24 protein-coding genes are annotated in these 25,935 nt (G+C 64.8%); 7 read left to right on the top strand and 17 right to left on the bottom strand.

Annotation, left to right across the window (positions count from 1 at the left end; translation table 11 throughout):
* Window positions 1-184 precede the first annotated feature (184 nt).
* The 8 genes from ettA to gpmI form a co-directional block, all read right to left on the bottom strand.
* Window positions 185-1,852, bottom strand: coding sequence for an energy-dependent translational throttle protein EttA (gene ettA, locus JC616_RS17295; protein WP_107798490.1), 1,668 nt, complete (start codon window positions 1,850-1,852; stop codon window positions 185-187).
* Window positions 1,853-2,070: 218 nt separating this feature from the next.
* On the bottom strand, window positions 2,071-2,550 hold the full coding sequence (locus JC616_RS17290) for a DUF456 domain-containing protein (protein WP_019100492.1): 480 nt from the start codon (window positions 2,548-2,550) through the stop codon (window positions 2,071-2,073).
* Between the two features lie 49 nt (window positions 2,551-2,599).
* Entirely contained in the window at window positions 2,600-4,657 is a 2,058-nt protein-coding gene (ppk1, locus tag JC616_RS17285) for a polyphosphate kinase 1 (protein ID WP_227104447.1), read from the bottom strand.
* 71 nt (window positions 4,658-4,728) lie between these two features.
* Window positions 4,729-5,001, bottom strand: coding sequence for an oxidative damage protection protein (locus JC616_RS17280; protein WP_048409108.1), 273 nt, complete (start codon window positions 4,999-5,001; stop codon window positions 4,729-4,731).
* Between the two features lie 87 nt (window positions 5,002-5,088).
* Window positions 5,089-6,393: an amino-acid N-acetyltransferase gene (gene argA, locus JC616_RS17275; RefSeq protein ID WP_107798492.1), complete on the bottom strand. Its 1,305-nt coding sequence runs from the start codon at window positions 6,391-6,393 to the stop codon at window positions 5,089-5,091.
* A 144-nt stretch (window positions 6,394-6,537) separates the two neighbouring features.
* Window positions 6,538-7,965, bottom strand: a complete 1,428-nt coding sequence (locus JC616_RS17270) for a S41 family peptidase (protein WP_107798493.1) — start codon at window positions 7,963-7,965, stop codon at window positions 6,538-6,540.
* Window positions 7,966-8,007: 42 nt separating this feature from the next.
* On the bottom strand, window positions 8,008-9,336 hold the full coding sequence (locus JC616_RS17265) for a murein hydrolase activator EnvC family protein (RefSeq protein WP_107798494.1): 1,329 nt from the start codon (window positions 9,334-9,336) through the stop codon (window positions 8,008-8,010).
* A 100-nt stretch (window positions 9,337-9,436) separates the two neighbouring features.
* Window positions 9,437-10,960 (bottom strand): 2,3-bisphosphoglycerate-independent phosphoglycerate mutase, encoded by a 1,524-nt coding sequence (gene gpmI / locus JC616_RS17260; RefSeq protein WP_227104443.1) that lies wholly within the window; start codon window positions 10,958-10,960, stop codon window positions 9,437-9,439.
* Window positions 10,961-11,063: 103 nt separating this feature from the next.
* Between gpmI and JC616_RS17255 the strand changes: the two genes are divergently transcribed.
* Complete coding sequence (locus JC616_RS17255) at window positions 11,064-11,360, top strand: ArsR/SmtB family transcription factor (protein ID WP_019100570.1); 297 nt, start codon at window positions 11,064-11,066, stop codon at window positions 11,358-11,360.
* A gap of 125 nt (window positions 11,361-11,485) precedes the next feature.
* Here JC616_RS17255 and JC616_RS17250 read toward each other — a convergent pair whose 3' ends face one another.
* The 3 genes from JC616_RS17250 to JC616_RS17240 form a co-directional block, all read right to left on the bottom strand.
* Window positions 11,486-11,716, bottom strand: a complete 231-nt coding sequence (locus JC616_RS17250) for a hypothetical protein (RefSeq protein ID WP_199225815.1) — start codon at window positions 11,714-11,716, stop codon at window positions 11,486-11,488.
* Between the two features lie 149 nt (window positions 11,717-11,865).
* The gene (ubiA, locus tag JC616_RS17245) at window positions 11,866-12,738 is read right to left on the bottom strand and encodes a 4-hydroxybenzoate octaprenyltransferase (protein WP_107798496.1); all 873 of its coding nucleotides are present in this window, start codon (window positions 12,736-12,738) and stop codon (window positions 11,866-11,868) included.
* The gene (locus tag JC616_RS17240; RefSeq protein WP_227104441.1) at window positions 12,735-13,262 is read right to left on the bottom strand and encodes a chorismate--pyruvate lyase family protein; all 528 of its coding nucleotides are present in this window, start codon (window positions 13,260-13,262) and stop codon (window positions 12,735-12,737) included. The genes ubiA and JC616_RS17240 overlap by 4 nt, the downstream gene beginning before the upstream one ends.
* Window positions 13,263-13,395: 133 nt before the next feature.
* Between JC616_RS17240 and JC616_RS17235 the strand changes: the two genes are divergently transcribed.
* The 3 genes from JC616_RS17235 to JC616_RS17225 all read left to right on the top strand — a co-directional run bounded on the left by JC616_RS17235 (window position 13,396) and on the right by JC616_RS17225 (window position 15,031).
* Window positions 13,396-13,752 (top strand): CidA/LrgA family protein, encoded by a 357-nt coding sequence (locus tag JC616_RS17235; RefSeq protein WP_107798498.1) that lies wholly within the window; start codon window positions 13,396-13,398, stop codon window positions 13,750-13,752.
* A complete protein-coding gene (locus JC616_RS17230) occupies window positions 13,745-14,461 on the top strand; it encodes an LrgB family protein (RefSeq protein WP_227104439.1) in 717 nt (238 codons plus the stop codon). The genes JC616_RS17235 and JC616_RS17230 overlap by 8 nt, the downstream gene beginning before the upstream one ends.
* Window positions 14,462-14,572: 111 nt before the next feature.
* Window positions 14,573-15,031 (top strand): SixA phosphatase family protein, encoded by a 459-nt coding sequence (locus JC616_RS17225; RefSeq protein WP_107798500.1) that lies wholly within the window; start codon window positions 14,573-14,575, stop codon window positions 15,029-15,031.
* Window positions 15,032-15,095: 64 nt separating this feature from the next.
* On the opposite strand, the gene metE is transcribed toward JC616_RS17225, so the two are convergent.
* Window positions 15,096-17,387, bottom strand: coding sequence for a 5-methyltetrahydropteroyltriglutamate--homocysteine S-methyltransferase (metE, locus tag JC616_RS17220; RefSeq protein WP_227104437.1), 2,292 nt, complete (start codon window positions 17,385-17,387; stop codon window positions 15,096-15,098).
* Window positions 17,388-17,479: 92 nt separating this feature from the next.
* Between metE and JC616_RS17215 the strand changes: the two genes are divergently transcribed.
* Complete coding sequence (locus JC616_RS17215; protein WP_227104435.1) at window positions 17,480-18,412, top strand: LysR family transcriptional regulator; 933 nt, start codon at window positions 17,480-17,482, stop codon at window positions 18,410-18,412.
* A gap of 114 nt (window positions 18,413-18,526) precedes the next feature.
* Here JC616_RS17215 and JC616_RS17210 read toward each other — a convergent pair whose 3' ends face one another.
* The 5 genes from JC616_RS17210 to glnA all read right to left on the bottom strand — a co-directional run bounded on the left by JC616_RS17210 (window position 18,527) and on the right by glnA (window position 24,014).
* Entirely contained in the window at window positions 18,527-19,267 is a 741-nt protein-coding gene (locus JC616_RS17210; protein ID WP_227104433.1) for a substrate-binding periplasmic protein, read from the bottom strand.
* Between the two features lie 29 nt (window positions 19,268-19,296).
* Window positions 19,297-20,754, bottom strand: a complete 1,458-nt coding sequence (gene ntrC, locus JC616_RS17205; RefSeq protein WP_107801688.1) for a nitrogen regulation protein NR(I) — start codon at window positions 20,752-20,754, stop codon at window positions 19,297-19,299.
* Between the two features lie 72 nt (window positions 20,755-20,826).
* Window positions 20,827-21,879, bottom strand: a complete 1,053-nt coding sequence (gene glnL / locus JC616_RS17200) for a nitrogen regulation protein NR(II) (protein WP_107798503.1) — start codon at window positions 21,877-21,879, stop codon at window positions 20,827-20,829.
* Between the two features lie 122 nt (window positions 21,880-22,001).
* The gene (locus tag JC616_RS17195) at window positions 22,002-22,484 is read right to left on the bottom strand and encodes a DUF4124 domain-containing protein (protein WP_107798504.1); all 483 of its coding nucleotides are present in this window, start codon (window positions 22,482-22,484) and stop codon (window positions 22,002-22,004) included.
* Between the two features lie 111 nt (window positions 22,485-22,595).
* Complete coding sequence (gene glnA / locus JC616_RS17190) at window positions 22,596-24,014, bottom strand: glutamate--ammonia ligase (RefSeq protein WP_107798505.1); 1,419 nt, start codon at window positions 24,012-24,014, stop codon at window positions 22,596-22,598.
* 349 nt (window positions 24,015-24,363) lie between these two features.
* Here glnA and JC616_RS17185 point away from each other — a divergent pair, with 349 nt between their 5' ends.
* Both JC616_RS17185 and aroE read left to right on the top strand, forming a co-directional pair.
* Window positions 24,364-24,816: a rhodanese-like domain-containing protein gene (locus JC616_RS17185; RefSeq protein ID WP_107798506.1), complete on the top strand. Its 453-nt coding sequence runs from the start codon at window positions 24,364-24,366 to the stop codon at window positions 24,814-24,816.
* 193 nt (window positions 24,817-25,009) lie between these two features.
* The gene (aroE, locus tag JC616_RS17180; protein WP_227104431.1) at window positions 25,010-25,831 is read left to right on the top strand and encodes a shikimate dehydrogenase; all 822 of its coding nucleotides are present in this window, start codon (window positions 25,010-25,012) and stop codon (window positions 25,829-25,831) included.
* The last annotated feature ends 104 nt before the right edge of the window (window positions 25,832-25,935 follow it).

Genomic DNA, 25,935 nt, shown 5'->3' with positions numbered 1-25,935 from the left:
GCGCATGAAAAAAGCCCGGAGAATCCGGGCTTTTTTCTATAGAGCGTGTTTACGATCGCGAGAGCTAAGGCGAGACAAGGCGAAAACGGCAGAGAAAGCGGAATGTACTTGAGGTACATGAGCATTTCGAGGCGGTACTCACTGTGTCACGCTTCACGACGCGCAGCAGATCGTAACCAGGCTCTTAACGGCTGATCGGCTTGTAGCGGATGCGCTTGGGCTTGGCGGCTTCCTCGCCCAGGCGTTTCTTCTTGTCGGCTTCGTATTCCTGATAGTTGCCGTCGAAGAAGGTCCATTGCGATTCGCCTTCCGCCGCCAGGATGTGGGTGGCGATACGGTCCAGGAACCAGCGGTCGTGGGAGATCACGAACACGGTGCCGGCGTATTCCAGCAAGGCGTCTTCCAGCGCGCGCAAGGTTTCCACGTCCAGGTCGTTGGACGGTTCGTCCAGCAGCAGCACATTGCCGCCCTGGAGCAGGGTTTTGGCCAGGTGCAGGCGGCCGCGTTCGCCGCCGGAGAGCATGCCCACCTTTTTCTGCTGATCGGCGCCCTTGAAGTTGAAGCGGCCGAGGTAGGCGCGGCTGGACATCTCGAACTTGCCCACGGTGAGGATGTCGGCGCCGGCGGCCACGTCCTCGAACACGGTCTTGTCGCCGTCCAGGCCCTCGCGGGTCTGCTCGACAAAGGCCATCTGCACGGTCTGGCCGATCTTGACCTCGCCGCTGTCCGGCTGTTCCTTGCCGGCTATCATCTTGAACAGCGTCGATTTACCGGCGCCGTTGGGGCCGATGATGCCGACGATGGCGCCCGGCGGGGCCTTGAAGCTGAGATTGTCGATCAGCAGGCGGTCGCCGAAGCCCTTGGACACGCCGTTGAACTCGATCACCTCATTGCCCAGGCGCTCGGCCACCGGGATGAAGATTTCCTGGGTTTCGTTGCGCTTCTGGGTTTCGTAGCTGGACAGTTCCTCGAAGCGGGCCAGACGCGCCTTGGATTTGGCCTGACGGCCTTTCGGGTTCTGGCGCACCCATTCCAGTTCCTGCTTCATCGCCTTCATGCGCGCGCCTTCGCTCTTGGATTCCTGCGCCAGGCGGGCTTCCTTCTGCTCCAGCCAGCTGGAGTAATTGCCTTTCCACGGGATGCCTTCGCCGCGGTCCAGTTCCAGAATCCATTCGGCGGCGTTGTCCAGGAAGTAGCGGTCGTGGGTGACGGCCACCACGGTGCCGGGGAAGCGCACCAGGAATTGCTCCAGCCATTCCACCGATTCCGCGTCCAGGTGGTTGGTGGGTTCGTCCAGCAGCAGCATGTCGGGCTTGGACAGCAGCAGCTTGCACAGCGCCACGCGGCGCTTCTCGCCGCCGGACAGCGGGGCGATCTTGGCGTCCCACGGCGGCAGGCGCAGCGCGTCGGCGGCGATTTCCAGCTGGTGTTCTACGTTGTCGTTGGCGCCGGCGGCGATGATGGCTTCCAGCTTGGCCTGTTCTTCGGCCAGCGCGTCGAAGTCGGCGTCCGGGTCGGCGTAGGCGGCGTAGACCTCTTCCAGGCGCTTTTGCGCGCCCATCACGTCGCCCATGCCGCTTTCCACTTCCTCGCGCACGGTTTTTTCAGGGTCCAGCTGCGGTTCCTGCGGCAGGTAGCCGATCTTGACGCCGGCCAGGTGCTGCACCTCGCCTTCGTATTCCTTGTCCGCGCCGGCCATGATGCGCAGCACGGTGGATTTACCGGCGCCGTTCAGGCCCAGCAGGCCGATTTTGGCGCCGGGGAAGAAGGACAGGGAGATGTCCTTGATGATCTGGCGCTTGGGCGGAACGATCTTGCTCACGCGGAGCATGGACATTACATATTGTGCCATCGGTATTCACGCTGGATTGAAGGGGATAAACCGGGATTCTACCAAATCCCCCGGTGTAGAGCCTGTTCAAAGTCTCGCGAGCAAGGGCGAGACAAGGCGAAAACGGCTGAAGAAGCGGAATGTACATACAGTACATGAGCATTCTGAAGCCGGTTTCAACGCCGTATCGCCGAAGCGCAGTAGACTTTGAATAGGTTCTTAGGTCAGCCGCGCGGCCGCTAGAACAGTAGCGCCAGCGCCGCGGTCGCCAGCATGGCGAAGGCGCAGGCCACCTTGGCCACCGCGCCGACGATGAAGCCGATAAAGGTGCCGATGCCGACCTTGCCGGCCTGGAAGGCGTCCTTGCGGGCGATGAACTCGCCGATGACGGCGCCGACCAGAGGGCCGAGCAGCACGCCGGCCAGGCCGAAGAACATGCCGACGATGCCGCCGATGAAGGCGCCCCACAGCGCCTGGCTGCTGGCGCCGCTGGCCTTGGCGCCCAGCAGGCCGGCGAAGAAGTCAATCACCAGGCCCAGCGCGGTGAGCAGGGCCATGATGATCAGGCTGATCGCGCCCAGATGGTTGAAGTTGTCCAGCCAGGCGGCCAGCAGCAGGCCGCCGAACATCAGCGGCAGGCCGGGGATGATGGGCAGCATGGTGCCGGCCAGGCCGGCGACGATGAGCAGGGCGGCAAGACTGTAGCCGGCGATTTCCATGGTGGTCCTTGCGGGGGAACGCGCCCGCGGCCAGGCCGCGGGCCGGGTGTCAGCGGGTGTACTCTTCCAGCAATTGCAGTTGCGCGCAGTGCGGCTTGCCGCGGGAGCTGCGGCGTTTGTAGCTGCCGTCCGGCAGCATGTCCCAGGCGTTGACGTTGTCGTCCAGATAGAGACGCAGCGCTTCCTTGATCACCCGGCGCTTGAGTTTGACGTCGACGATGGGCACGCAGGTTTCGATGCGGCGGAAGAAGTTGCGGCCCATCCAGTCGGCGCTGGCGATCAGCAGGTCTTCCTTGCGGTCGTTGTGGAAGTAGAACACGCGCGGGTGTTCCAGGAAGCGGCCGACGATGGAGCGCACGACGATGTTGTCGGACAGCCCCGGCACGCCGGGCCGCAGCGCGCACACGCCGCGCACGATCAGCTGGATCTTGACCCCGGCCTGGCTGGCGCGGTACAGCGCGTGAATCACCTGGCTTTCCAGCAGGGCGTTCATCTTGGCGATGATCTGCGCCGGCTTGCCGGCCTGGGCGTGGGCGATTTCGCGGTCTATCGCCTCCATCACCATGCTGTGCAGGGTGAACGGGCTCTGGAACAGCAGCTTGAGCTGGCTGGCGCGGCCCAGGCCGGTCAGCTGCACGAAGATGTCGTTGACGTCGCTGGCGATCTGCTCGTTGCAGGTCAGCAGGCCGAAGTCGGTGTAGAGGCGGGCGGTGCGCGGGTGGTAGTTGCCGGTGCCCAGATGCACGTAGCGGCGCAGGCCGTGTTCCTCGCGGCGCACCACCATCAGCATCTTGGCGTGCACTTTGTAGCCGATCACGCCGTAGACCACGTGGGCGCCGGCGTCTTCCAGCCGGCTGGCCCAGCCGATATTGGCTTCCTCGTCGAAGCGGGCCATCAATTCCACCACCACGGTCACCTGTTTGCCGGCGCGGGCGGCGGCGATCAGCGATTCCATCAGCACCGAGTCGGTGCCGGTGCGGTACACCGTCATCTTGATGGCCACCACGTGCGGATCGGACGCGGCCAGCGTCAGCATGTCTATCACCGGCTGGAAGCTCTGGAAGGGGTGATGCAGCAGGATGTCGCCTTTGCGGATGGCGTCGAACAGCGGCGTTTTCTTGCGCAGCATTTCCGGCAGCGTGGGGATGAAGGGCGTGAACTTCAGATCCGGCCGGTCCACCAGGTCCGGCACCTGCATCAGCCGCACCAGATTGACCGGGCCGTTGACGCGGTAGACGTCGCGCGGCTTGAGGTTGAACTGGGTCAGCAGGAATTCTTCCATGTGCGCCGGGCAGGTGTCGGCGATCTCCAGCCGCACCGCGTCGCCGAACTGGCGCTGGCGCAACTCGCCTTGCAAGGCGGTGCGCAGGTTTTTCACTTCCTCGTCTTCCACCGTCAGCTCGCTGTCGCGGGTGACGCGGAATTGGTAGCAGCCCTTGACCGCCATGCCGCTGAACAGCTCGTGCACGTGCGAGTGCAGGATGGAGGACAGGAAGACGAAGGTGTGGCGGTGGCCGTCGCTGACGTCCGCCGGCAGCTTGATCACCCGCGGCAGGATGCGCGGCGCCTGGACGATGGCGATGCCGGAGGCGCGGCCGAAGGCGTCGCGGCCTTCCAGCTCCACCGCGAAGTTCAAGGATTTGTTCAGCACCTTGGGGAAGGGGTGGGACGGGTCCAGACCTATCGGGGTCAGGATGGGCATCAGTTCGCGGAAGAAGAAATCCCGCACCCATTGCTGCTGAGCCGGACTCCATTCATTGCGGCGCAGGAAGATGATGTTTTCCTCGCGCAGCGCCGGGAACAGCACTTCGCTCATCACCGCGTACTGGTCGCGCACCAATTGGTGGGCGGCGGTGGCCACCTTGGCCAGCGCCTGTTCCGGCGTGGAGCCGTCGGCCAGGATGCGCTCCGGGGTGGCCTCGGCGGTTTCCTGCAGCCAGGCCACGCGCACTTCGAAGAACTCGTCCATGTTGGAGGACACGATGCACAGGAATTTCAGCCGTTCCAGCAGCGGCAGGTTGGCGTCTTCCGCCTGGGCCAGCACGCGGCGGTTGAATTCGAGCAGGCCAAGTTCGCGGTTGATCAGCAGGTCTTGCGTGTGTGACATACGGGGTTCAAGCCAACAGTGGAGAGTTCAGGGAAAAACAAAGCCCTCGCTTGGAGGGCTGGGCATGGCGATTAGTTCTGCGGCGGAGTATAGCCGGCGGGAGCGTCGGCGCCGTCGCCGAAGAAATAGGCTTCCAGCTGCGCGGCCAGATACTGGCGGGCGCGGGCGTCGGCCAGGCTCAGGCGGTTTTCGTTGATCAGCATGGTCTGATAGCGCAGCCAGCCTTGCCAGGCTTCCTTGGACACGTTCTCAAACACTCGCTTGCCCAGTTCGCCCGGCAGCGGCGGGAAGTCGAGGGCCTCGGCTTCGCGGCCCAGCTTGACGCAATTGACGGTTCTGCTCATGGCGCAATCCTTAAAATATCGGAAAAAGGTTAATTCAATATTGTGTCACAGAGATGAAACGCTTCCAACCTCGACGCGGCCCTAGGCTTACAAGACCTTGACGAAAACCTTGGAGCGGCGCTGATAGTTGTAGAACTGCTGCCGCGCCAGCGGCAACGCGCTCTTGTCCGCCTCGGCGAAGCCGCGCTCGACAAACCAGTGCGCGGTCTGGGTGGTGAGCACGAACAGCGATTGCAGGCCCTGGGTGCGCGCCTGGTATTCCACATGTTTGAGCAGCATCTCGCCGAAGCCGCCGTCGCGCTTGTCCTGAGCCACCGCCAGGCAGGCCAGTTCGGCGGTGCCGGAGTCGGGGAAGGAGTGCATGGCCACGCAGCCGTAGATCTTGCCGTCGTGTTCCAGCACCGAGTATTCGCCGATCTCCACTTCCAGGTGTTCGCGGCTGCGCTTGACCAGCACGCCTTGTTCTTCCAGCGGCTGGATCAGGCCGATGATGTCGCCGATGTCTTCGATGCTGGCGTTGCGCACCCTCACCAGCGGATCGCGGGCGATCATGGTGCCGTTGCCGCCGCGGGTGAAGTGTTCCACCAGCAAGGCGCCGTCGGCGTGGCGGCTGATCAAGTGGGCGCGCGGGATGCCTTCGCGGGTGGCGCGGATGGCGTAGGGCAGGTAGGCGCTGACGTCTTCCTGCAGCCGGCCGGAGGCCAGCAGATCCTCGGCCTGCTGCGCGGTCAGCGTGCTGATCAGTTCCTCGTCCAGCATCACGCCGCGTTGCTCGATCACGAAGATCAGCTTTTCCGCCTTCAAGGTGATGGCGACATGGGTGGCCAGTTCTTCCATGGTCAGGTTGAAGGCCTCGCCGGTCAGCGAGTAGCCGATGGGCGACAGCAGCACCAGCTCGCCGTGGTCTAGGCGGGCGCGGATGGCGGCGCCGTCGGCGCGGCGCACCTGGCCGGTGTATTGCATGTCCACGCCGTCCAGCACGCCCAGCGGCTGGGCGGTGACGAAGTTGCCGCCGGCCACGCGCAGGTGGGCGCCGTGCATCGGCGAATTGGGCATGCCCATGGACAGCAGCGCTTCGATGTCGCAGCGGGTGGCGCCGGCCGCCTGCTTGACCACATCCATGGTGGCGGCGTCGGTGACGCGGCGGTCGCGGTGGAACAGGCGGGCGATGCCGTGTCGTTTCAGCAGGCCCTCGATCTGCGGGCGGATGCCGTGCACCAGCACGATGCGCACGCCCAGGCTGACCAAGAGGTTGATGTCCTGGGCCAGGCTGGCGAATTCGCCGTCCTGCAGGGTTTCTCCGCTGACGGCCAGCACGAAGGTCTTGCCGCGGTAGGCGTTGATATAGGGGGCGGCTTCGCGAAAGGAAAGCACGAATTCGCGGGTAAGCATGGGGTCAGCGGCTCCGGCCGGAAAACTAGGGTTGAGCCGGATAGCGTAGCAGGAATGACGGTGTTTTGCAGGAGGACAATAGCGGGCGCGCATGAAAAACGCCCCTGGAAAAACCAGGGGCGCGCGATGGCTGCCGTCGCGGGATCAGCTGCCTTTTTTCTGCAGGATTTGCTGCACCTTGAGAATGTTCAGCGCCTGCGACAGCTGGTTGTCGTTCTTGGGGTTGGGATCGCGCGGACCGAACTGGCTCTTTTCTTCCGGCTTGGCCTTGTCCTTGCCGTCATCCGGCTTGGCCGGGGCCGGCTGGGGGGCCGGAGCGGGAGCCGGCTTGACGCTGCTCTTGGACGCCGGCTTGTCCTCGCCGTTGGGGTTGGCCAAGTGGTTTTCCAGATCGGCTTCGCGCACGCGGATGGCTTGTTCCGCCGCTGTCAGCGTGCCGTCCTCCACCACCACGTCGGGCACGATGCCCTTGGCCTGGATCGAGCGGCCGTTGGGCGTGAAGTAGCGGGCGGTGGTCAGCTTGATACCGCCGGCGTTGCCCAGCGGCATGATGGATTGCACCGAGCCCTTGCCGAAGGTCTGGGTGCCCACCAGCACCGCGCGCTTGTGGTCTTGCAGCGCGCCGGCGACGATTTCCGACGCCGAGGCGGAGCCGCCGTTGACCAGCACCACCAGCGGCACGTTGCGGGCTTCCACCGGCAGGCGGGCCAGCGGGTCGCTGCCGTTCGGACGCGCGTAGTTCTGCAGATTGGCGGTCAAGCGCATCTTGGCGTCGGGCGTGCGGCCTTCGGTGTAGACCACCAGCTGGTTCTTGGCGAGGAAGGCGGCGGATACGCCGACCGCGCCGTTGAGCAGTCCGCCCGGATCGTCGCGCAGGTCCAGCACCAGGCCTTTCAGCCCCTGCTTGTTTTCCTTGTAAAGCGCCTGCACGCCGGCGGCCAGGTCCTCGGAGGTGTGCTCCTGGAACTGGGTGATGCGCACATAGCCGAAGTCCGGCTCCAACAGCTTGTATTTGACGCTCTTGGTCTTGATCACTGCGCGCGCCAGCGTGAACACCAGCGGTTTGGTCTCGGTCTTGCGGGCGATGGTCAGCGTGACCTTGGTGCCCGGCTTGCCGCGCATTTTCTTCACCGCGTCGGTCAGGGACAGGCCGCGCACCGGGGTGTCGTCGATCTTGATGATCAGGTCGCCGCTCTTGATGCCCGCCTTCTGCGCCGGCGTGTCCTCGATAGGGGACACCACCTTGACCAGGCCGTCCTCGGCGCCGATCTCGATGCCCAGGCCGCCGAATTCGCCCTGGGTGCCTTCCTTGAGTTCCTTGAAGGCCTCCGGGTCCATGTAGTCGGAGTGCGGGTCCAGACCGGTCAGCATGCCCTTGATGGCGGCGGTGATCAGCTTCTTGTCTTCCACCGGGTCGACGTAGTCCTGCTTGATGCGGCCAAACACTTCGGCGAAGGTGCGCAGCTCGCTCAGTGGCAGAGGGGATTCGCCCTTGTCGGCAAAGGCTTGCATGCTCAGCGTCAGCACGCCGCCGGCCATGGCGCCGGCCACTAGCCAGGCAATCTTCTTCATTCTTTGGCTGCTCATGTTTGTTATCTGTCTCCGTTGCCTGGCTTAGCGCGCCCAGGCTTGCGGGTTTAGGGGTCGTCCCATGTGTCGGATTTCAAAGTACAGGCCGGATTCGCCGCTGTCCAGTGTTCCTGTGTTGCCGATCGTGTCGCCGGCCTTGACGCTGCTGCCCACGGATTTGCCTATCACCGATAGTCCGGTATAGACCGTCATGTAATTGCCGCCGTGATCGACCAGAACGGCGTTGCCGAAACCGCGCAGTTGATCGGCGAACACCACGGTGCCGTCGGCCACGCTGCGCACCGGGGTGCCGTTGGCGGTCTGGATGAACAGGCCTTTCCAGCTGACGCCTTGCTGACGCGGCTTGCCGAAGCGGCCGACCAATTGTCCGGCCACCGGCATTTTCATCCGCCCCTGCAGGCTGACGAAGGCGCGGCCGGCGGCGCTGTCGTCGGCCACGTCGGTGATGGCTTCCTCTTTCACCGTGACCGTCTGCTTGGCTTCCTCCGGCACCGGCTTGCCTTGTTTCTTGGCGTTTTCCGCCAGCTTGCGGCGGCGTTCGTTTTCCTTGCGCGCGGCTTCGCGGGCGGCGGCCAGCCTGGCCTTGCGTTCTTCCGCCGCCTTGCGCGCGATCTCGGCGCGGCGACGCTGGATTTCCTTGTTGATCTGGGCGATCAGGCCGGTCAGGCGTTTTTCGTTTTCCTGCAACTGGCTGAGTTTGCTCTGTCCCGTCTTGATCTCGCCGGTGACCTTGTTGAGTTCTTGCTGCTGGCTGGCCTTGTCCTGCTGCAGCGAGCTCTTTTCCTGGCTCTTGCGGTCCGACAGCGAGTTGAGCCGCGCCAGTTCCTGCTCCAGCTGGAAGGACAGCGCTTCCAACTCGTGCTGGTGGGTGATCAGCTGGGCCACCAATTGCTGCTGGGCGCGGGCGATGTGCTGATAGTAGGCGAGGTCGCGCGCGCTCTGATTGGGGTCGTTCGCGTTCATCATCAGCTTCATCGCGTCGTGCTGGCCGCTCTTGTACTGGCGCGCCAGCATCAGGGCCACGCGCTGGCGCACCGCGGCCAGGCTGTTGCGGCTGGCGTTGATCTGGGCGCGCAGCGCTTCGAGCTGCTGTTCCGAGCTGCTTTGTTTCTTTTCCAGCTTCACCAGCGCCTGGCTGGTCTGGCTAATGGCTTGTTCCGATTCCTTGATCGCCGATTGGGCTTCTTTTTGCACCGCCTGTTTCTGGGCGATGTCTTTTTTCAGGGTGTCGATTTCCTTGCGCACCGATTTGAGATCTTGCTGGTGCGGGGCGGTGGACAGCGCGGCGGAGGCCGGAGGCGCGGCGTGGCTGCTTCCGGCGATCAAGGCCGCCATCAGGACATAGGGTTTCATGGCCGGGAGTATGCTTTCTGCTTGGGCCGCGGGCCGGACGCCCCGTCCTCGAGCGAGGGGTCCGGCTCCTTGACGCCGGCGGGGCCGGCGGCGGCGGGTCTTATTGGAGTTCGATCAGCGATTGACCGGTCATCTCCGCTGGTTGTTCCAGGCCCATCATCGCCAGCAGCGACGGCGCGATGTCGCGCAGCGAGCCGCCGGCGCGAATCCGGGCCGGACGGCCGACGTAGAGAAAGGGCACCGGGCTCAGCGTGTGCTGGGTGTGCGGCTGGTGGTGTTCGGCGTCGTACATCTGTTCGCAATTGCCGTGGTCGGCGGTGATCAGCACCTCGCCGCCGGCGGCGCGCATCGCCTCCACGCAGCGGCCGACGCAGCCGTCCAGCGCTTCCACCGCCTTGACCGCGGCGTCGAAGATGCCGCTGTGGCCCACCATGTCGCCGTTGGCGTAATTGCAGATGATGGCCTGATATTGGCCGGAGGCGATGGCGGCGACGATTTTGTCCGTGACTTCGCCTGCGTTCATTTCCGGCTGCAGGTCGTAAGTGGCCACCTTGGGCGATGGCACCAGGATGCGGTCTTCGCCGGGATAGACCTGCTCCTCGCCGCCGTTGAAGAAGTAGGTGACGTGCGGGTATTTCTCGGTTTCGGCGATGCGCAGCTGTTTCAGGCCTTGGCTGGCCAGGTATTCGCCGAAGCCGTTGCTGATTTTCTGCGGCGGATAGGCGATGGACAGGCGGCTGTAGGCTTCGCCGTAGGAGGTCAGGGTGACGAAGTCGGCGAACTTGGGCTGGCGCGCCTTGAAGCCGTCGAAGGCCGGGTCGGTCAGCGCGCTGACCAATTGGCGCGCGCGGTCGGCGCGGAAATTCATGAACACCACGACGTCGCCGTCGCGCATCCGGGCGCTCTCGCCGATGGCGGTGGCCTTGACGAACTCGTCGTTCTCGTCGCGGGCGTAGGCCGCTTCCAGCGCTTCCAGGCCGTTGCGGGCGTGGAACAGGCCTTCGCCTTCCACCAGCAGCCGGTAAGCCGGCTCCAGGCGTTCCCAGCGTTTGTCGCGGTCCATCGCCCAGTAGCGGCCGGTCACGGACGCCAGGCGCGCGGCCGGGCATTCCGCCAGCACCGCGTCCAGCCGTTCCAGATAGGTCTTGGCGCTGCGCGGCGGGGTGTCGCGGCCGTCCAGGAAGGCGTGCACGTGGGTGCGCGCGACGCCGGCGGCCTGGGCCGCGCGGATCAGCGAGTGAATGTGGTTTTCATGGCTGTGAACGCCGCCGTCGGACAGCAGGCCCATGATGTGCAGCGTCGCGTCCTTGGCTTTGGCGATGCCGGAGACCAGAGCGGGATTGGCGGCGAAGCGGCCGTCTTCGATGTCGCAGTCTATGCGGCTGATGTCCTGTTGCACCACGCGGCCGGCGCCGATGTTGAGGTGGCCCACTTCGGAATTGCCGAACTGGCCGGAGGGCAGGCCGACGAAGTTTTCCGAGGCGTTGATGGTGCCGTAGGGGAAGGTCTGGCGCAGACGGTTCCAATTAGGCATCGAGGCATGAAGAATTGCGTTGTCATCGCCTTCAGTGCGATGGCCAAAACCGTCGAGAATCAACAACAACACCGGTTTGATGGATTTCATGGCATTCACATTCTGAATATTAGAAAATCTTGATGGTATTGGATTTAGTGTAGTATTGTACCGCAGTCAGACTAAATAAAATGACTCTACAGGGAGAGAAGCCTTGCTGTTCAACGATGACCAGATCGAGCAGACCTCGAGGGCGATGAAGGCCATGTCGCACCCGCTGCGTTTGAAGATCATATCGGTGCTGGAAGACCAGGAAGTGAGCGTGCAGGATATAGTCGAGCAGGTGGGCACGTCGCAGAGCAATATTTCTCAGCATTTGGCCATTATGCGCGACAAGGGCGTGTTGCGCACGCGTAAGGACGCCAACCGCGTTTATTACCGCGTCGGCGACATCCGCACGCTGGAAGTCTTGAAGATGATGCGCGAGGTGTTCTGTGGCTTCGGCGAATAATTCTCCGCCCGGCTGACGCCCGCCGCCGGCCTCCGGCCGGCCTTTGATCGTACCCGGATATGAAAACGCCGCGGCGCATGGCGAGCCGCGGCGTTTTTGCGTCGGGCCCTCGGCCCGGCGATCAATTACTTGGCGGCGGAAGCCGCTTTGTGTTCAGCTTTCTTTCCCGAATGCTTGTGGCCGGATTTCTTGTGGTGCGCGGCGCCCGAAGCATGTTTCTTGTGGTGCTTTTTGCCGGCCTGCTTGTGTTCGGCCTTATGCTCCATTTTCTTTTCGGCGGCGGGCGCGGACGCCGGGGAGGCGGCCAGGGCGCTAGTGGCGAAAGCAGCGGCGATCAGAGCGGAAATCAGTTTCATGATATGTCCTTTCTTGTGTGAAGCCGGTGGTGCATGTCGGCTGCAATTCCAAATGGGTGGAATATGCCTTCTCTGGGATTGAACCCTTCTCGAAAAGTTCACAGGAATTCACAAAGTATCGCTGCGCCGCAAAATGATGACATTGGGTTTTACGGCAGCCAGTAGCTGAGCGCTACGCCGACGAGGATGGCCGCGCCTACGCGATTATTGTCGAGAAAGGCTTTGAAGCAGGCGGCGCGGTCGCGTTCCCGGATGTCCTGATATTGCTTGGCCATCAAGACGACGGCCACGAGCAAGGACAGATAAAAAGGCCAGGCCAGCGCCAGATGCAGGCCGATGCCGGTCATCAGCGCGAGGAAGACGGCGTGGAACAGCATGATGGCCAGCACGTCGTAGTCGCCGAAGGTGATCGCCGAGGTCTTGATGCCGATCTTGAGATCGTCCGGCTTGTCGCTGATCGCGTAGGCGGTGTCGTAAGCCAGCGTCCAGCTGGCGTTGGCCAGCAAGAGCAGCCAGGCCAGCGCCGGCACCTCGCCGGTCTGGGCGGCGAAGGCCATCGGGATGCCGAAGGAGAAGGCCAGGCCCAGATAGGCTTGCGGCACCGGGAAGAAGCGCTTGGTGAACGGATAGCTGGCGGCGATGAACAGCGCCGGCACGCTCAAGAGCAGGGTCAGGCCGTTCAGCGGCAGGATCAGCAGCAGCGACAGCAAGGCCAGGCCGGCGGCCAGCAGCAAGGCCTCCTTCTTGCCGACCGCGCCGCGGGCGAACGGCCGTTGCCGGGTGCGCGCCACGTGGCCGTCGAAGTCGCGGTCCGCGTAGTCGTTGATCACGCAGCCGGCCGAGCGCATCAGAAAGGTGCCGACGACGAAGATCAGCACGATCAGCGGGTCGGGCCGGCCCTGGCCGGCGATCAGCAGCGCCCACAGCGTAGGCCACAGCAGCAGGAAAGTGCCGATGGGCTTGTCCATGCGCATCAGTTGCATGTAAACCGTCAAACGTTCATTGAGGCGGGTGGCGTTCATCGCAGGAAATTCTCCAGCTCCGGCAAAAAGAGTTCGCAAACCAGCAAGGGGGCCTGCCGCAGCAGAAAGCGGCAGCGCCGCGCCGGGTAGCTGGCGTGCGGGCTGAGTCGGGCCGCCGGCGCGAACAGCGGATGATCGGCGGCGATGAGGCGGTAGCGCAGCGGGTCGCGGAGCAAATCGGGCAGACCGCCGAACAATGTCAGACCCAGCGAGCGGCTGCCGCGGTCTAGAATGGGCTGCCAGGCCGCGCAGTCCAGACGGGTGACGCTGCGGGCGAACACCACCGGGGTGTCGTCCAGGGTCAGCGCCACCTCGCGGGCCTGCAGCGGCGCGCCGGCGGCCAGGCCGAGCGGCTGCGCCTCGTCTTCCAGGCAGGCGTCGGGGCCTTGCCGCAGCACGCGCACGGCGAAGCGGCGGCCGGTGCTTTGCAGCCGTTCGGTCAGCGAGCCGGCTTCGGTGAGACAGGATTGCGCGGCGGCGGACAGCGCCGGCGGTTCCGGCAGCCAGATTGGGGGATTGGGCATGGCGCGCATTATGCCAAAGCCGGCGGGGGCTTGTCCCGCCCCTTCTGCGACGCGACGCGCGCCCATCTGTCTATCCCCAAGCGCAAGCCGGCGGATTATCATGTCGTCATCAAGGGGAAGGAGGAATGATCGCATGATGGAGACAGCGCTGTGGCTGCTGGGCTATCAATTGGCGGGGGAGGTCTTGTCGCGCGGTTTGGGCGTGCCGGTGCCGGGACCGGTTCTGGGCATGCTGCTGCTGTTCGTCACCTTGTGCGCGCGCCGCGGGGTGCCGGCGACGCTGCAGACCCATGCGCCGCGTTTTCTGGCGCATATGTCCTTGCTGTTCATCCCGGCCGGCGGCGCGGTGCTGGCGTATCAGGCCTTGCTGGCCGATTACGGCGCGCGCCTGGCGGCGGTGCTGGTCTTGTCGACTTTGATCACCTTGCTGGTGCCGGGGCTGGCCTTGCATTGGATGCTGGCGCGGCGGCGAGGAGGCGGGCATGACTAGCGTCGGCGTATTGTCCGCGCTGAGAGAGTCGCCGCTGACCGGGGTGTTCATCACGCTGCTGGCTTACCGGCTGGCCTTGGGGTTTAATCGCCGTTGCCGCGGCCATCCGCTGTCCAACCCGGTCTTGATCGGGGTGTTGCTGGTGCTGGGCTGGCTATTGCTGACGCGCACCGATTACCGGCAGTACATGCAGGGCGCGCAGTGGATACAGATGTTGCTGGGGCCGGCGACGGTGGCTTTGGCGGTGCCCTTGTACGGCAATCTGAGCCGGCTCAAACGCGCGGCCGGGCCGCTGGCGCTGAGCATTGCCTTGGGCGGCGTCACCGGCGTCGTCAGCGCCGTGGGCCTGGGCTGGCTGTTCGGCTTGCCGCGCGAGGTTTTGCTGTCGCTGAGCACGCGGGCGGCGACCACGCCGATCGCGATGAGTGTGTCGCAAAGCATAGGCGGGGTGCCGGAGTTGGCGGCGATGTGCGTGATCCTGTCCGGCGTTTTCGGCGCGGTGGTGGCGCGGCCCTTGTTCAACGGTCTGCGCCTGCGCGACGATATGGCGCTGGGCGTGGCCGCCGGCATTTCCGCGCACGGGATTGGAACGGCGCGGGTGTTTCAGCTGTCGGAGACTGCGGGCGCCTTCGCCGGCCTGGCGATGGGCTTGAACGGGGTGCTCACCGCCTTGTTGGTGCCCTTGCTGCTGGCGCTGTTCCCGTTGTAGCGCGCCGGCGGTTTTCATTTCGCAGTCGCGCCAAGCCGCGCATCCCGCCCTGGACGGGTGCCCGACTTGGCTCGCTTGCGCCGAATTAAAAATATTTGACGAGGGGTGTGTATGGATTTGATTTTGTGGCGCCACGCCGAGGCCGAGGACGGCTCCGATGATCTGGCTCGCGCGCTGACGCGGCGCGGACAGCAGCAGGCCAGCCAGATGGCCTCCTGGCTGCGGGTGCGCCTGCCGCGCGATTATCTGCTGCTGGCCTCGGAGGCCAAGCGTTCGCAGCAGACGGCGGCCTTGCTGGCGAAAAGCTTTCAGACCTTGCCGGCGCTGAACCCGACGGCGTCGCCGGAGGAGGTGCTGGAGGCGATAGGCTGGCCGGAGACGGACCGCACCGTGGTGCTGGTCGGCCATCAGCCTTATATCGGCTGGCTGGCGTCCAGCCTGTTGTCCGAGCAGCAGCAGTTGTGGAGCGTGAAGAAGGGCTCGATCTGGTGGTTGAGCCACCGCGAGCGCCACGGCATAGAGCAGACGCGTTTGAAGGCGATGATGACGCCGGGCATGTTGCAGCCTTGAGTCGGAACGAAAAAAGGCCCCTCGATCGAGGGGCCTTTTCTATTGTGCCGACAGATTGAACGCTTCAAACGACGGCGTCGGCCTCCTGCGCCAGACGCCGGCGCAGCGTCTTGCTGACCTTGACCATGCTGGAGAGCGCGGCTTCCACCTCCGGCCAGCCGCGGGTTTTCAGGCCGCAGTCGGGGTTGACCCACAGTTTTTCCGGCTCGATCACTTGCAGCGCCTTTTCCAACAGCTGTTGGATTTCGGCTTCCGGCGGCACCCGCGGGCTGTGGATGTCGTAGACGCCGGGGCCGATGGCGTTGGGATAGCGGAAGTGGCCGAAGTCCTGCAACAGCTCCATGTCCGAACGCGAGGTTTCGATGGTGATCACATCGGCGTCCAGCGCGGCGATGGCCGGCAGGATGTCGCCAAACTCCGAATAGCACATATGGGTGTGGATCTGGGTGGCGTCGGCCACGCCGTGGCAAGACAGTCGGAAGGCCTCGCCGGCCCAATCCAGATAGGCGGCGCGATCGGCGCGCTTCAGCGGCAGGCCTTCGCGGATGGCCGGTTCGTCGATCTGGATCACGCGGATGCCGGCGGTCTCCAGGTCGCGCACCTCGTCGTTCAGCGCCAGGGCGATCTGGCGGCAGACTTCGCCGCGCGGCAGGTCGTCGCGGACAAAGCTCCATTGCAGGATGGTGACCGGGCCGGTGAGCATGCCCTTGACCGGACGCGGGGTCAGGCTTTGCGCGTACTCCGCCCATTCCACGGTCATTGCTTGCGGCCGCGCCACGTCGCCGAACAAAATGGGCGGCTTCACGCAGCGGCTGCCGTAGCTTTGCACCCAGCCGCCCGCGGTGAACACGAAGCCGGACAATTGCTCGCCGAAGTACTCCACCATATCGTTGCGTTCGGCCTCGCCGTGCACCAGCACGTCGATGTCCAAAGCCTCCTGACGGCGGATCGCCAGCTCGATTTCCTGCCGCATCGCCTGGCGGTAGGCGTCGGCGGACAGTTCGCCGCGTTTGAAGGCGGCGCGAGCGCCGCGGATGGAGGCCGTCTGCGGGAAGGACCCTATGGTGGTGGTGGGCAGCAGCGGCAGCTTGAGCCAGGCTTGCTGCGCGGCGGCGCGCGCCGGATAGGCGCTGTGGCGGCGGTCGGCGTCGGCCGGCAGCGTGGCCAGGCGTCGCTGCACTTCGGGGCGGTGGATCAGCGGGCTGGCGGCGCGCTGCTGACGGGCGTAGTCGCTGCCGGCCAATTCATTGGCGATGGCTTCGCGGCCTTGCTCCACGCCGCGTTTCAGCACTTTCAGCTCATTGAGTTTTTGCACCGCGAAGGCGAGCCAGGTTTTGACGTCGACGTCGAGCTGGGTTTCCGCGGCTAGGTCGAAGGGCGCGTGCAGCAGCGAGCAGCTGGGGGCGATCCACAGACGCTCGCCCAGATCGGCGGCCAAGGGTTGCAGGCTGGCCAGCACGCGGGACAGATCGGCGCGCCAGATATTGCGTCCGTCGATGACGCCGGCGGACAGCACCTTGTCCTGCGGCCAGCCGTCGGCGAAGGCCGCCAGTTGCAGCGGCGCGCGCACCAGGTCCAGGTGCAGGCCGGCCACCGGCAAGCGTTGCAGCAGCTCGGCGTGTTCGGCGACGCTGCCGAAGTAAGTCGCCAGCAGCAGGTTCAAGGAACCGTCCTGCAATTGCCGGTAGGCGGGTTCGAAGGCGGCCAGCCATTCCGGCGGCAGGTCCAGCGCCAGGATGGGCTCGTCGATCTGCACCCATTCCACCTTGGCCGCCGCCAGCGCGGCCAGCACGTCGCGATAAGTCTGCAGCAGGGCGGGCAGCAAGGACAGCCTGTCCAGGCCGGCGTGCTTGGCCTTGCCCAGCCACAGCAGCGACAGCGGTCCCAGCAGCACCGGCTTGGCGCGCAGGCCCAGGGCCTGGGCTTCGCGCACTTGCGCCAGCAGGCGCTCCGGCTGCGCCTGGAAGGCGGTGTCCTCATGCCATTCCGGCACCAGATAGTGGTAGTTGGTGTCGAACCATTTGGTCATTTCCAGCGCCGGCTGGCCGGCGTTGCCGCGCGCCAGTTGGAAATATTGCTCGGTGCTCAGCCGGGCGGCGTCGAAGCCGAAGCGCGGCGGAATAGCTCCCACCAGCAGCTGCGCGTCCAGCACGTGGTCGTACAAGGAGAAGTCGCCGACCGGGGACAGTTCCACGCCGGCGCCTTTTTGCAGCAGCCAGTGGCGCTGGCGCAGTTCACGCGCGCCGCTCAGCAGCGCGGCTTCGTCGATTTCGTTTTTCCAGTAGTTTTCCAACAGGGTCTTCAGTTCGCGCTTGGCGCCGATGCGGGGAAAGCCGAGCAGGTGCAGGGTGGTCATGGCGGACTCCTTGGTTCGTGATGTCCCTAGCATTGCGCAAGCTGTTGTATGATACAAACTCATTATTTTGCCAGTTAACATGAAATGAATTCATGATGAGCTTTTTGGAGATCCGACATCTGCGCACCCTGCTGGCGCTGGCCGAAACCGGCAGCGTGTCTTTGGCGGCCAGCCGCCTGTTCCTGACCCAGTCCGCGCTCTCGCACCAGTTGAAACAATTGGAGCAGGGCTATGGCATGAGCTTGTTCGAGCGCAAGACCCAGCCGCTGCGCTTCACCGCCGCCGGCGAGCGGCTGCTGGCGCTGGCGCACGACCTGAACGCCAGGGTGGCGTCGGCGGAGCGCGATCTGGCGCGGCTGCGCCAGGGGGAGGCCGGCGAGTTGCGGGTGGCGGTGGAGTGCCATACCTGCTTCGACTGGCTGATGCCGGCGATGGACGCATTCCGCCAGCATTGGCCGGGCGTTGAACTGGACATCGTGTCCGGCTTCCACACCGATCCGGTCAGCCTGCTGCTGAGCCATCGCGCCGATCTAGCCATCGTGTCGGAGGCGGAGCCGCAGGCCGGCGTCGATTACCAGCCGCTGTTCGCTTATGAGATGGTGGGCATCGTGGCGCGGGATCACCCGCTGGCGAACAAGCGCTGCTGGCTGGCGGAGGACTTCGCCGGGGAAACGCTGATCCATTACCCGGTGCCGGACGAGATGCTGGATCTGGTGCGCAAGGTTTTGCGTCCGGCGGGCGTCAACCCGGCGCGGCGCAGCAGCGAGCTGACCATCGCCATCATCCAGCTGGTGGCCAGCCGCCGCGGGGTGGCGGCCTTGCCCTACTGGGCGGTCAAGCCCTATCTTGAGCGCGGCTATGTGGTGGCGCGGCCGATAGGCGAGAGCGGTTTGAGCAGCGAGTTGTACGCGGCGGTGCGCAGCGACGACGGCGGCCTCGCCTATATGCAGGATTTTCTGGTCACGGTGAGAGAGCAGAGCTTCGCCACCTTGCCGGGGCTGACGCCGCTGGGCGGGGCCGCCTGACTGGGAAGCGGTTTACGATCGGCTGCGCGCCGTCTGCGACATGCTCATGCGCCACGAGTAGATTCCGCTTTCTCCGCTGGTCCCGCCCTTGCTCACGAGACTGTGAACCGGCTCTTAGGGCAGGTCCAATTGCCGGCGCAGCGACGGCAATTGATTCCAGACGCAGCGCATGCGTTCCGGATGCGCCTGGCCGTAAGCCTTGCCGAACACCAGATAGCTGTTTTCGGTCTTCAGCGGCGGCAGCAGCTTTTTCATGCGCAGCTGCGGGTGTTGCGCCAGGTAAGCGTCGCCGCCGGGTTCGTGCATGGCGAAGGCGGCGATGCGGCCCGCCTGCAGCTTGGCGAAATTTTCTTCCAGATCGGCGCCGGCCTCGGTGGGAATCCGGCGGGCTTTCAATACGCGGATGACCGACCAGCCGCGATTGACGCCGACGCTGTCGTCCTCGGGCAGGTCCAGCCGGTGGCCGTCCCAACGCAGTGTTGAAGTTTGCGGAACGTAGAGCACGTAGGACAGCGCGGTCAGCCTCAGCCGGCTGTCCGCCAGCTCGCCGCGCATCGGATAAAGCATCTGCTTGGCGCGGTCAGTCTGGAAGGAGAGCATGGCGGCGGCGTCGGCCTGGTTCAGCGCCAGGCTGCGCAGCAGGCGTCGCGCCGGCAGCTGTTGGAACTGGGCGTGCAGGCCGCAGTGTTCCGCCGCTTGCCGGGCGAGGTCGATGACGGGGCCGGACAGTTGCGAGGAGGTCTGTTGGATGAAGGGCGCCGGTTCGGCGCTGCCGACGACGATGCGCAGGATGGGAGCGGCTTGGACCCACCCGCCGGCCAGCAGGGTGAGCAGCGCCAGCGCGGATTTGGACATGGGCGGGTCCTTGCGGAATGATCATGGATTCATTTTATGAGCCCGAGATCGGCCTTGTCATGGCTTTCATCGGCATGGGCTTCCAAACCCAGTTCCTGGATCTTGCGGGTCAGGGTGTTGCGGCCCCAGCCCAGCAGGTGGGCGGCCTCCACTTTGCGGCCGCCGGTATGGGTCAGGCCGCTGCGGATGCAGCTGGTTTCGAAGCGCCGGGTCAGCTCGTCGATGATGCCGGCCTCGCCGGCGCGCAGGCGGCGGCTGACCTCTTCGGCCAGCAGCTGCGGCCAGTCAAGCTGTCCCGCTTCCGCGCCGCCGGCATGGCGCGCGCCGGCGGCCGGGTCGCGCAGTTCCTGCGGCAGATCGGCCACTTCCACGGTCTGGCCGGGCGCCATCACGCTGATCCACTGGCACAGGTTTTCCAGTTCGCGCACATTGCCGGAGAACAGGCTGTGCTTGACCACGTCCATGGCGGCGTCGCTGAGCCGCTTGGGTTCCACGCCCAGCTGGGTGGCGCTCTTGGCCAGGAAGTGGCGGGCCAGCAGCGGGATGTCCTCGCGCCGTTCGCGCAGCGGCGGCAGCCGCAGGCGGATTACGTTCAGGCGGTGGTAGAGGTCTTCGCGGAACTGGCCGTCGCGCACGCGCTGTTCCAGGTTTTGATGCGTGGCGGCGATGACGCGGACATTGGCCTTGATCGGGGTGTGGCCGCCGACGCGGTAGAAGTGCCCGTCGGACAGCACGCGCAGCAGCCGGGTTTGCAGCTCGGTGGGCATGTCGCCGATCTCGTCCAGGAACAGGGTGCCGCCCTCGGCCTCCTCGAAGCGGCCGCGACGGGTGGCTTGCGCGCCGGTGAACGCGCCTTTTTCATGGCCGAACAGTTCCGACTCCAGCAAGTCTTTGGGAATGGCGGCGGTGTTCAGCGCGATGAAGGGTTTGCCTGCGCGCACCGAGTGGCGGTGCAGGGCCTCGGCCACGCGCTCCTTGCCGGTGCCGGATTCGCCGGTGATCAGCACGGTGACGTTGGACTGGGACAGCCGGCCGATGGCGCGGAACACGTCCTGCATCGCCGGCGCCTGGCCCAGCAGCACCGGCATCGCTTCCGGATGATCGCTGACCGCGATGTCCGGCCGGCTTTCCGCCAGCGCGCGCTCGATCAGCAGCACCGCCTGATCGACGTCGAAGGGTTTGGGCAGGTATTCGAAGGCGCCGCCCTGGAAGGCCGCCACCGCGGAATCCAGGTCGGAGTGCGCGGTCATGATGATGACGGGCAGCGTCGGGTGCTCGGACTTGACCTTGGATAGGAATTTCAGCCCGTCGGTGCCCGGCATGCGGATGTCCGAAATGATGACTTGCGGGGCGCGGTCATAGAGCGCGTTCAGCGCGTCGTCGGCGCTGGCGAAGCTGTCGAAGCCGATGCCGGCGCGCCCCAGCGCCTTTTCCAGCACCCAGCGTATCGCCTTGTCGTCGTCAATAATCCATACCGCTTGGTTCATCGCGAAATCCTTGTGCTCGGCGCCGCCGGCGTGAGCGGGCGGCGGCAATGTGTTTGGGGTGGGCGGGACCGCTCAATCCGTGGCGAAAGGCAAGGTCACGGTGAAGCAGGTCTGTCCCGGCCGGGAGTCGAATTCGATATTGCCGCCGTGCTGGTGGACGAAGGCCTGGGCCAGGGTCAGCCCCAGGCCGGTGCCTTCGGCGCGGCCGGTGACCAGCGGGTAGAAAATATGGTCCTTGATCTCGTCGGGGATGCCGGGACCGTCGTCGATGATCTGCAATTTCAATGCCAGGGTGTGGCGCTTGCGCGCCAGCGTCACCTGGCGCGCCACCCGGGTGCGCAGAATCAATTGGCCGCGGCCCTTCATCGCCTGAACGGCGTTCTTGACGATGTTGAGCGCCACCTGGATCAGCTGTTCCTTGTCGGCCACCAGCTGGGGCAGGCTGGTGTCGTAGTCGCGGCGAATCTGCAGGCCCTGCGGATATTCGGCCAGCGCGATGCTGCGCACGCGTTCCAGCACTTCGTGGATATTGATCTCGCCGCGCACATGGCTGCGGTGCGGCGCCAGCAGCCGGTCGACCAGCGATTGCAGCCGCAGCGCCTCCTCCTTGATCACCGCGGTGTATTCCTTCAGCTCCGGGCGGTCCAGCAACTCGTGCTCCAGCAATTGCGCCGCGCCGCGGATGCCGCCCAGCGGGTTCTTGATCTCATGCGCCAGGTTGCGGATCAGCTCCCGATTGGCCTGGTGTTGCAGCAGCAGCCGTTCCTCGTTGGCGATCTTCAACTGCTGATCCAGCGGCCGCAGTTCGATCAGCGCCAGTCCGCCGTCCGCGTCCACCGGCGCCACCGACAGCGCGATGTGCAGCGCCTGCTCGCTGTGCTGCGGGATCAGTTCCAGATCGTGCTCGATGAAGCTGGCGTTGTGGCGCAGCGCGGTGGACAGCGCCTGGCGCAGCGCCGGGCAGGGCTGGAACAGATCGAACAGGCTGTGGCGGCGCAGTTCGCGGCTGCCCAGCGCCAGCAGGTTCTCGCATGCGGGATTGACGAAATGCAGCGCGCCGTCGGCGTCGACGATCAGCACGGGGGTGTCCAGCAGTTCTAGTCCGGCAAAGCTGGTCGGCGGCATGGTGCGGTGTGTCCTGTAGGCTGAGGCGGAGGGCTTGCGCAGGCTGAGCAAAATTCGGGCCATGCCCGCGCGCCCGGGAATGGCCCATTTCTTTTCAGTATGCACCATGATGGTGCGTCAAACTAGTTCTGCCCCAGCTCGCGTCGCAAGGCTTCCACGTTTTTCTGGCGGTCGGTGACTTCGTCCTGCAGCTTCTGCACCCGGTTCAGGTATTTCTGGTAATTGCGGGTTTCGTCGCCGTTACGCGTGGCCTTGCCGTCGGTCAGCGCCTTTTCCGCCTCGCTCAGCGCTTTTTGCTCATTGGCCAGCTCCTGTTCCAGGATCTTGCGACGGCCGTTGTCGCGCTGCTTCTGGGTGCCGGGATCGACGCTGGGGTAGCTGCCGGAGGGCTTGGCGTCTCCGTTGCCGCCGCTGCTGTTGGCCGGGGAGGCGCTTTTCTTGTGCTGGCTGGGATAGGAGGAGAGCGGGTTGAGCCGGATCGCCTGCGCGCCGCGTATCGGCACATTGGTGAAAGTGACGTTGCCGTCTTTGTCCACGTACTTGTAAACGGTGGCGTGAGCGGAGGCGCTCAGCAACAGCAAGAGACAAAGCGATAGAGTTTTCATGGGCGGCGTGTCGAGTTCCGGGTTTCAGCTCTGCAATGATATGCAAATCCGCCGGACAAGTCATATATGAAAACGGCAGCCCGGAGGCTGCCGTTTTTCCATGCGCCGGTATTACAGCGAGTAATACATCGCGAATTCCACCGGATGGGTGGTCATGCGGGTCAGGTTGACCTCCTGCATCTTCAGCTCGATGTAGGCGTCGATCCAGTCATTGGAGAACACGCCGCCGCGGGTCAGGAACTCGCGGTCCTTGTCCAGAGCGGCCAGCGCCTCGTCCAGGCTGGCGCACACGGTCGGGATCAGCTTGTCTTCTTCCGGCGGCAAATCGTACAGGTTCTTGTCCGCGGCGTCGCCCGGGTGGATCTTGTTCTGGATGCCGTCCAGGCCGGCCATCAGCAGAGCGGAGAAGCACAGATAGGGGTTGGCCAAGGGGTCCGGGAAGCGCGCTTCGATGCGGCGGCCTTTGGGGCTGGCCACGTGCGGAATGCGGATGGACGCGGAGCGGTTCTTGGCGGAGTAGGCCAGCTTCACCGGCGCTTCATAGTGCGGCACCAGGCGTTTGTAAGAGTTGGTGCCCGGGTTGGTGATCGCGTTCAGCGCCTTGGCGTGCTTGATGATGCCGCCGATGTAGTAGAGCGCGGTTTCGGACAGGCCGGCGTAGCCGTCGCCGGCGAACAGGTTCTTGCCGTCCTTCCAGATGGACTGGTGCACGTGCATGCCGGAGCCGTTGTCGCCGACGATGGGCTTGGGCATGAAGGTGGCGGTCTTGCCGTAGCTGTGGGCCACGTTGTGCACCACGTATTTCAGGATCTGGGTCCAGTCCGCGCGCTGGGTCAGGGTGCTGAACCTGGTGCCGATCTCGTTCTGGCCGGCGGTGGCCACTTCGTGGTGGTGCACTTCCACCGGGATGCCCAGCTCTTCGAGCAGCAGCACCATGGCGGAGCGGATGTCTTGCGAGGAATCCACCGGCGGCACTGGGAAGTAACCGCCCTTGATGCCCGGGCGGTGGCCCATATTGCCGCCTTCGAACTCCTCGGCGGAAGCCCAGGCGGCTTCTTCGGCCTTGATCTTGACGAAGCAGCCGGACATGTCTGTGCCCCAGGTCACGCTGTCGAAGATGAAGAATTCCGGTTCCGGGCCGAAATAGGCGGTGTCGCCCAGGCCGGAGGCCTTAAGATAGGCTTCGGCGCGTTTGGCGATGGAGCGCGGGTCGCGGTCGTAGCCCTTGCCGTCGGCCGGATCGATCACATCGCAGTGCAGGAAGACGGTGGGTTCATCGTAGAACGGGTCGATGCGGGCGGTGGCCGGGTCGGCCATCAGCAGCATGTCGGATGCCTGGATGCCTTTCCAGCCCGCGATCGAGGAACCGTCGAAAGCGTGGCCGTGTTCGAACCATGCGTCCGGATCGTCCAGCAGCACATGGGCCGGAATCGACACGTGTTGTTCTTTGCCGCGGGTATCGGTAAAGCGCAGGTCGATGAACTTGACATCATTTTCGGTAATCAGCTTGACTACGTCTGCAACCGCCATGGTTTTCTCCTGAAAGGCTACATGCATCATGTGCGAATGAGTGGATGGCAGGCTCTTAAGCATTAAGCGTGCCAGCTTTGAAATCGCTGAGATTCCATTGTGTCATAGCCCAAAACCGGGCGCTAGCGGAGTTGAATGAACCAGGGTGGTGCCTGGATTCGGCTTATGCACCAAAACAGGGCGTTGACGGCATTGCGGCCGTCTTCGTCGATATGGATAATCCGTATATTCCGTATATAAGGTAACGAGAGCGGCTGACAAAACCCCGCTAAGACGCTGAGGCCGGCCGGCGCAGCGTCAAGGGGTGTCGGCGGTTCGACAAGGCGGCCGGGCCGCGGGGAGAGCTTGCATGGATCAGATGACGCGGCTATTGCAACAGGCGCGGCGCCGGGCGGAAGAACAGGGCTTGCCCTATCGCGGCGCCTTGACGCCGCAGGAAGCGCACCAGCTGAAGCAGGCGATGCCGGAAGCGGTGCTGCTGGACGTGCGCAGCGCGGCGGAATGGCAGTTCGTCGGCGTGGTGCCCTATGCCCAGCGGCTGGAGTGGCGAAGCTTTCCCGGCATGCAGCCCAATCCGCGTTTCATCGAGCAATTGCAGGACATGCTGCCCAAGGACGGCGTGCTGATGCTGATGTGCCGTTCCGGCGTGCGCTCGGACGAAGCGGCGCGCATGGCCGCCGCCGCCGGTTACACCGAAGCCTACAACGTGCTGGAGGGGTTTGAGGGCGACAAGGACGCCGACGGCCACCGCAACACCGTGGGCGGCTGGAAAGCGCGCGGCCTGCCCTGGCAACAAGGCTGAGCCGGGGCCGGCGCGGCGACGTCGTGGTTGAAGTTTGGCGTATTCCACGGCAAAGTGTCATAGCGCCGCCGGCAGGGCGGCGCGGACGCGACGAGAGCCGCCAACAAAGCCAAGCGCGACGCGGCGCCGGGGCTTTGTTAGCCACTCTCTATCCGAATACCGAAAACATAGCCAAATCTTGGAAAGCTGACTCATGACCGACCGTTACGCCGTTATCGGCAACCCTGTTTCGCACAGCCAGTCGCCGTTCATCCATAACGAATTCGCGACGGCCACCGGCCAGGATATCGCTTACGACAAGTTGTTCGCCGAACTGGGGCGTTTCAACGAGGTGGTGGCCGAGTTCGTCTCCGCCGGCGGCAAGGGCCTCAATATCACGCTGCCGTTCAAGGGCGACGCCTACCGTTTCGCCAATGAGCTGACCGAGCGCGCCCGCGCGGCGGAGGCGGTCAATACCCTGTGCTTCCGCGACGGCAGGATCTACGGCGACAACACCGACGGCGTGGGCCTGGTGCGCGACATCGTGGACAATCTGGACTACCCGATCGCCGGCGCCAAGGTGCTGATTCTGGGCGCGGGCGGCGCGGTGCGCGGCGTGCTGGAACCCATCCTGGCGCAAAAGCCGGCCTCCTTGACCATCGCCAACCGCACGCTGATCAAGGCCGAGGCGCTGGCGCATCACTTCGCGCCTTGGGGCAAGGTGGAGGCCATAGGCTACGAGCAATTGAAGGGCCGCAGCTTCGACATCGTGATCAACGCCACCTCGACCAGCCTCAGCAATGAATTGCCGCCCATCCCCTACGGCCTGTTCACCGCGCGCACCCTGGCTTACGACATGGTGTACAGCAAGGGCCTGACGCCTTTCTTGCAACGCGCGCAGGCGGAAAACGCCGGCATGCTGGCCGACGGCCTGGGCATGCTGGTGGAGCAGGCGGCGGAGTCCTTCGCCATCTGGCGCGGCGTGGAGCCGGCCACCCGCAAGGTGACCAATATGCTGCGGGAAGTGCTGGCCTGACGCTCGCCGGGTCCGGCGGGTCCGGACCCATCAACAAGGCGTCGCTTTTCCCTCCCGCGGTTTGAATCCCAATCCCCCTTGCCCTGCGAGGGGGCTCGCTTCGC

This window comes from Chromobacterium rhizoryzae (assembly GCF_020544465.1).
GTDB lineage: Bacteria > Pseudomonadota > Gammaproteobacteria > Burkholderiales > Chromobacteriaceae > Chromobacterium.
This window is presented reverse-complemented; position numbering and strand designations above follow the sequence as displayed.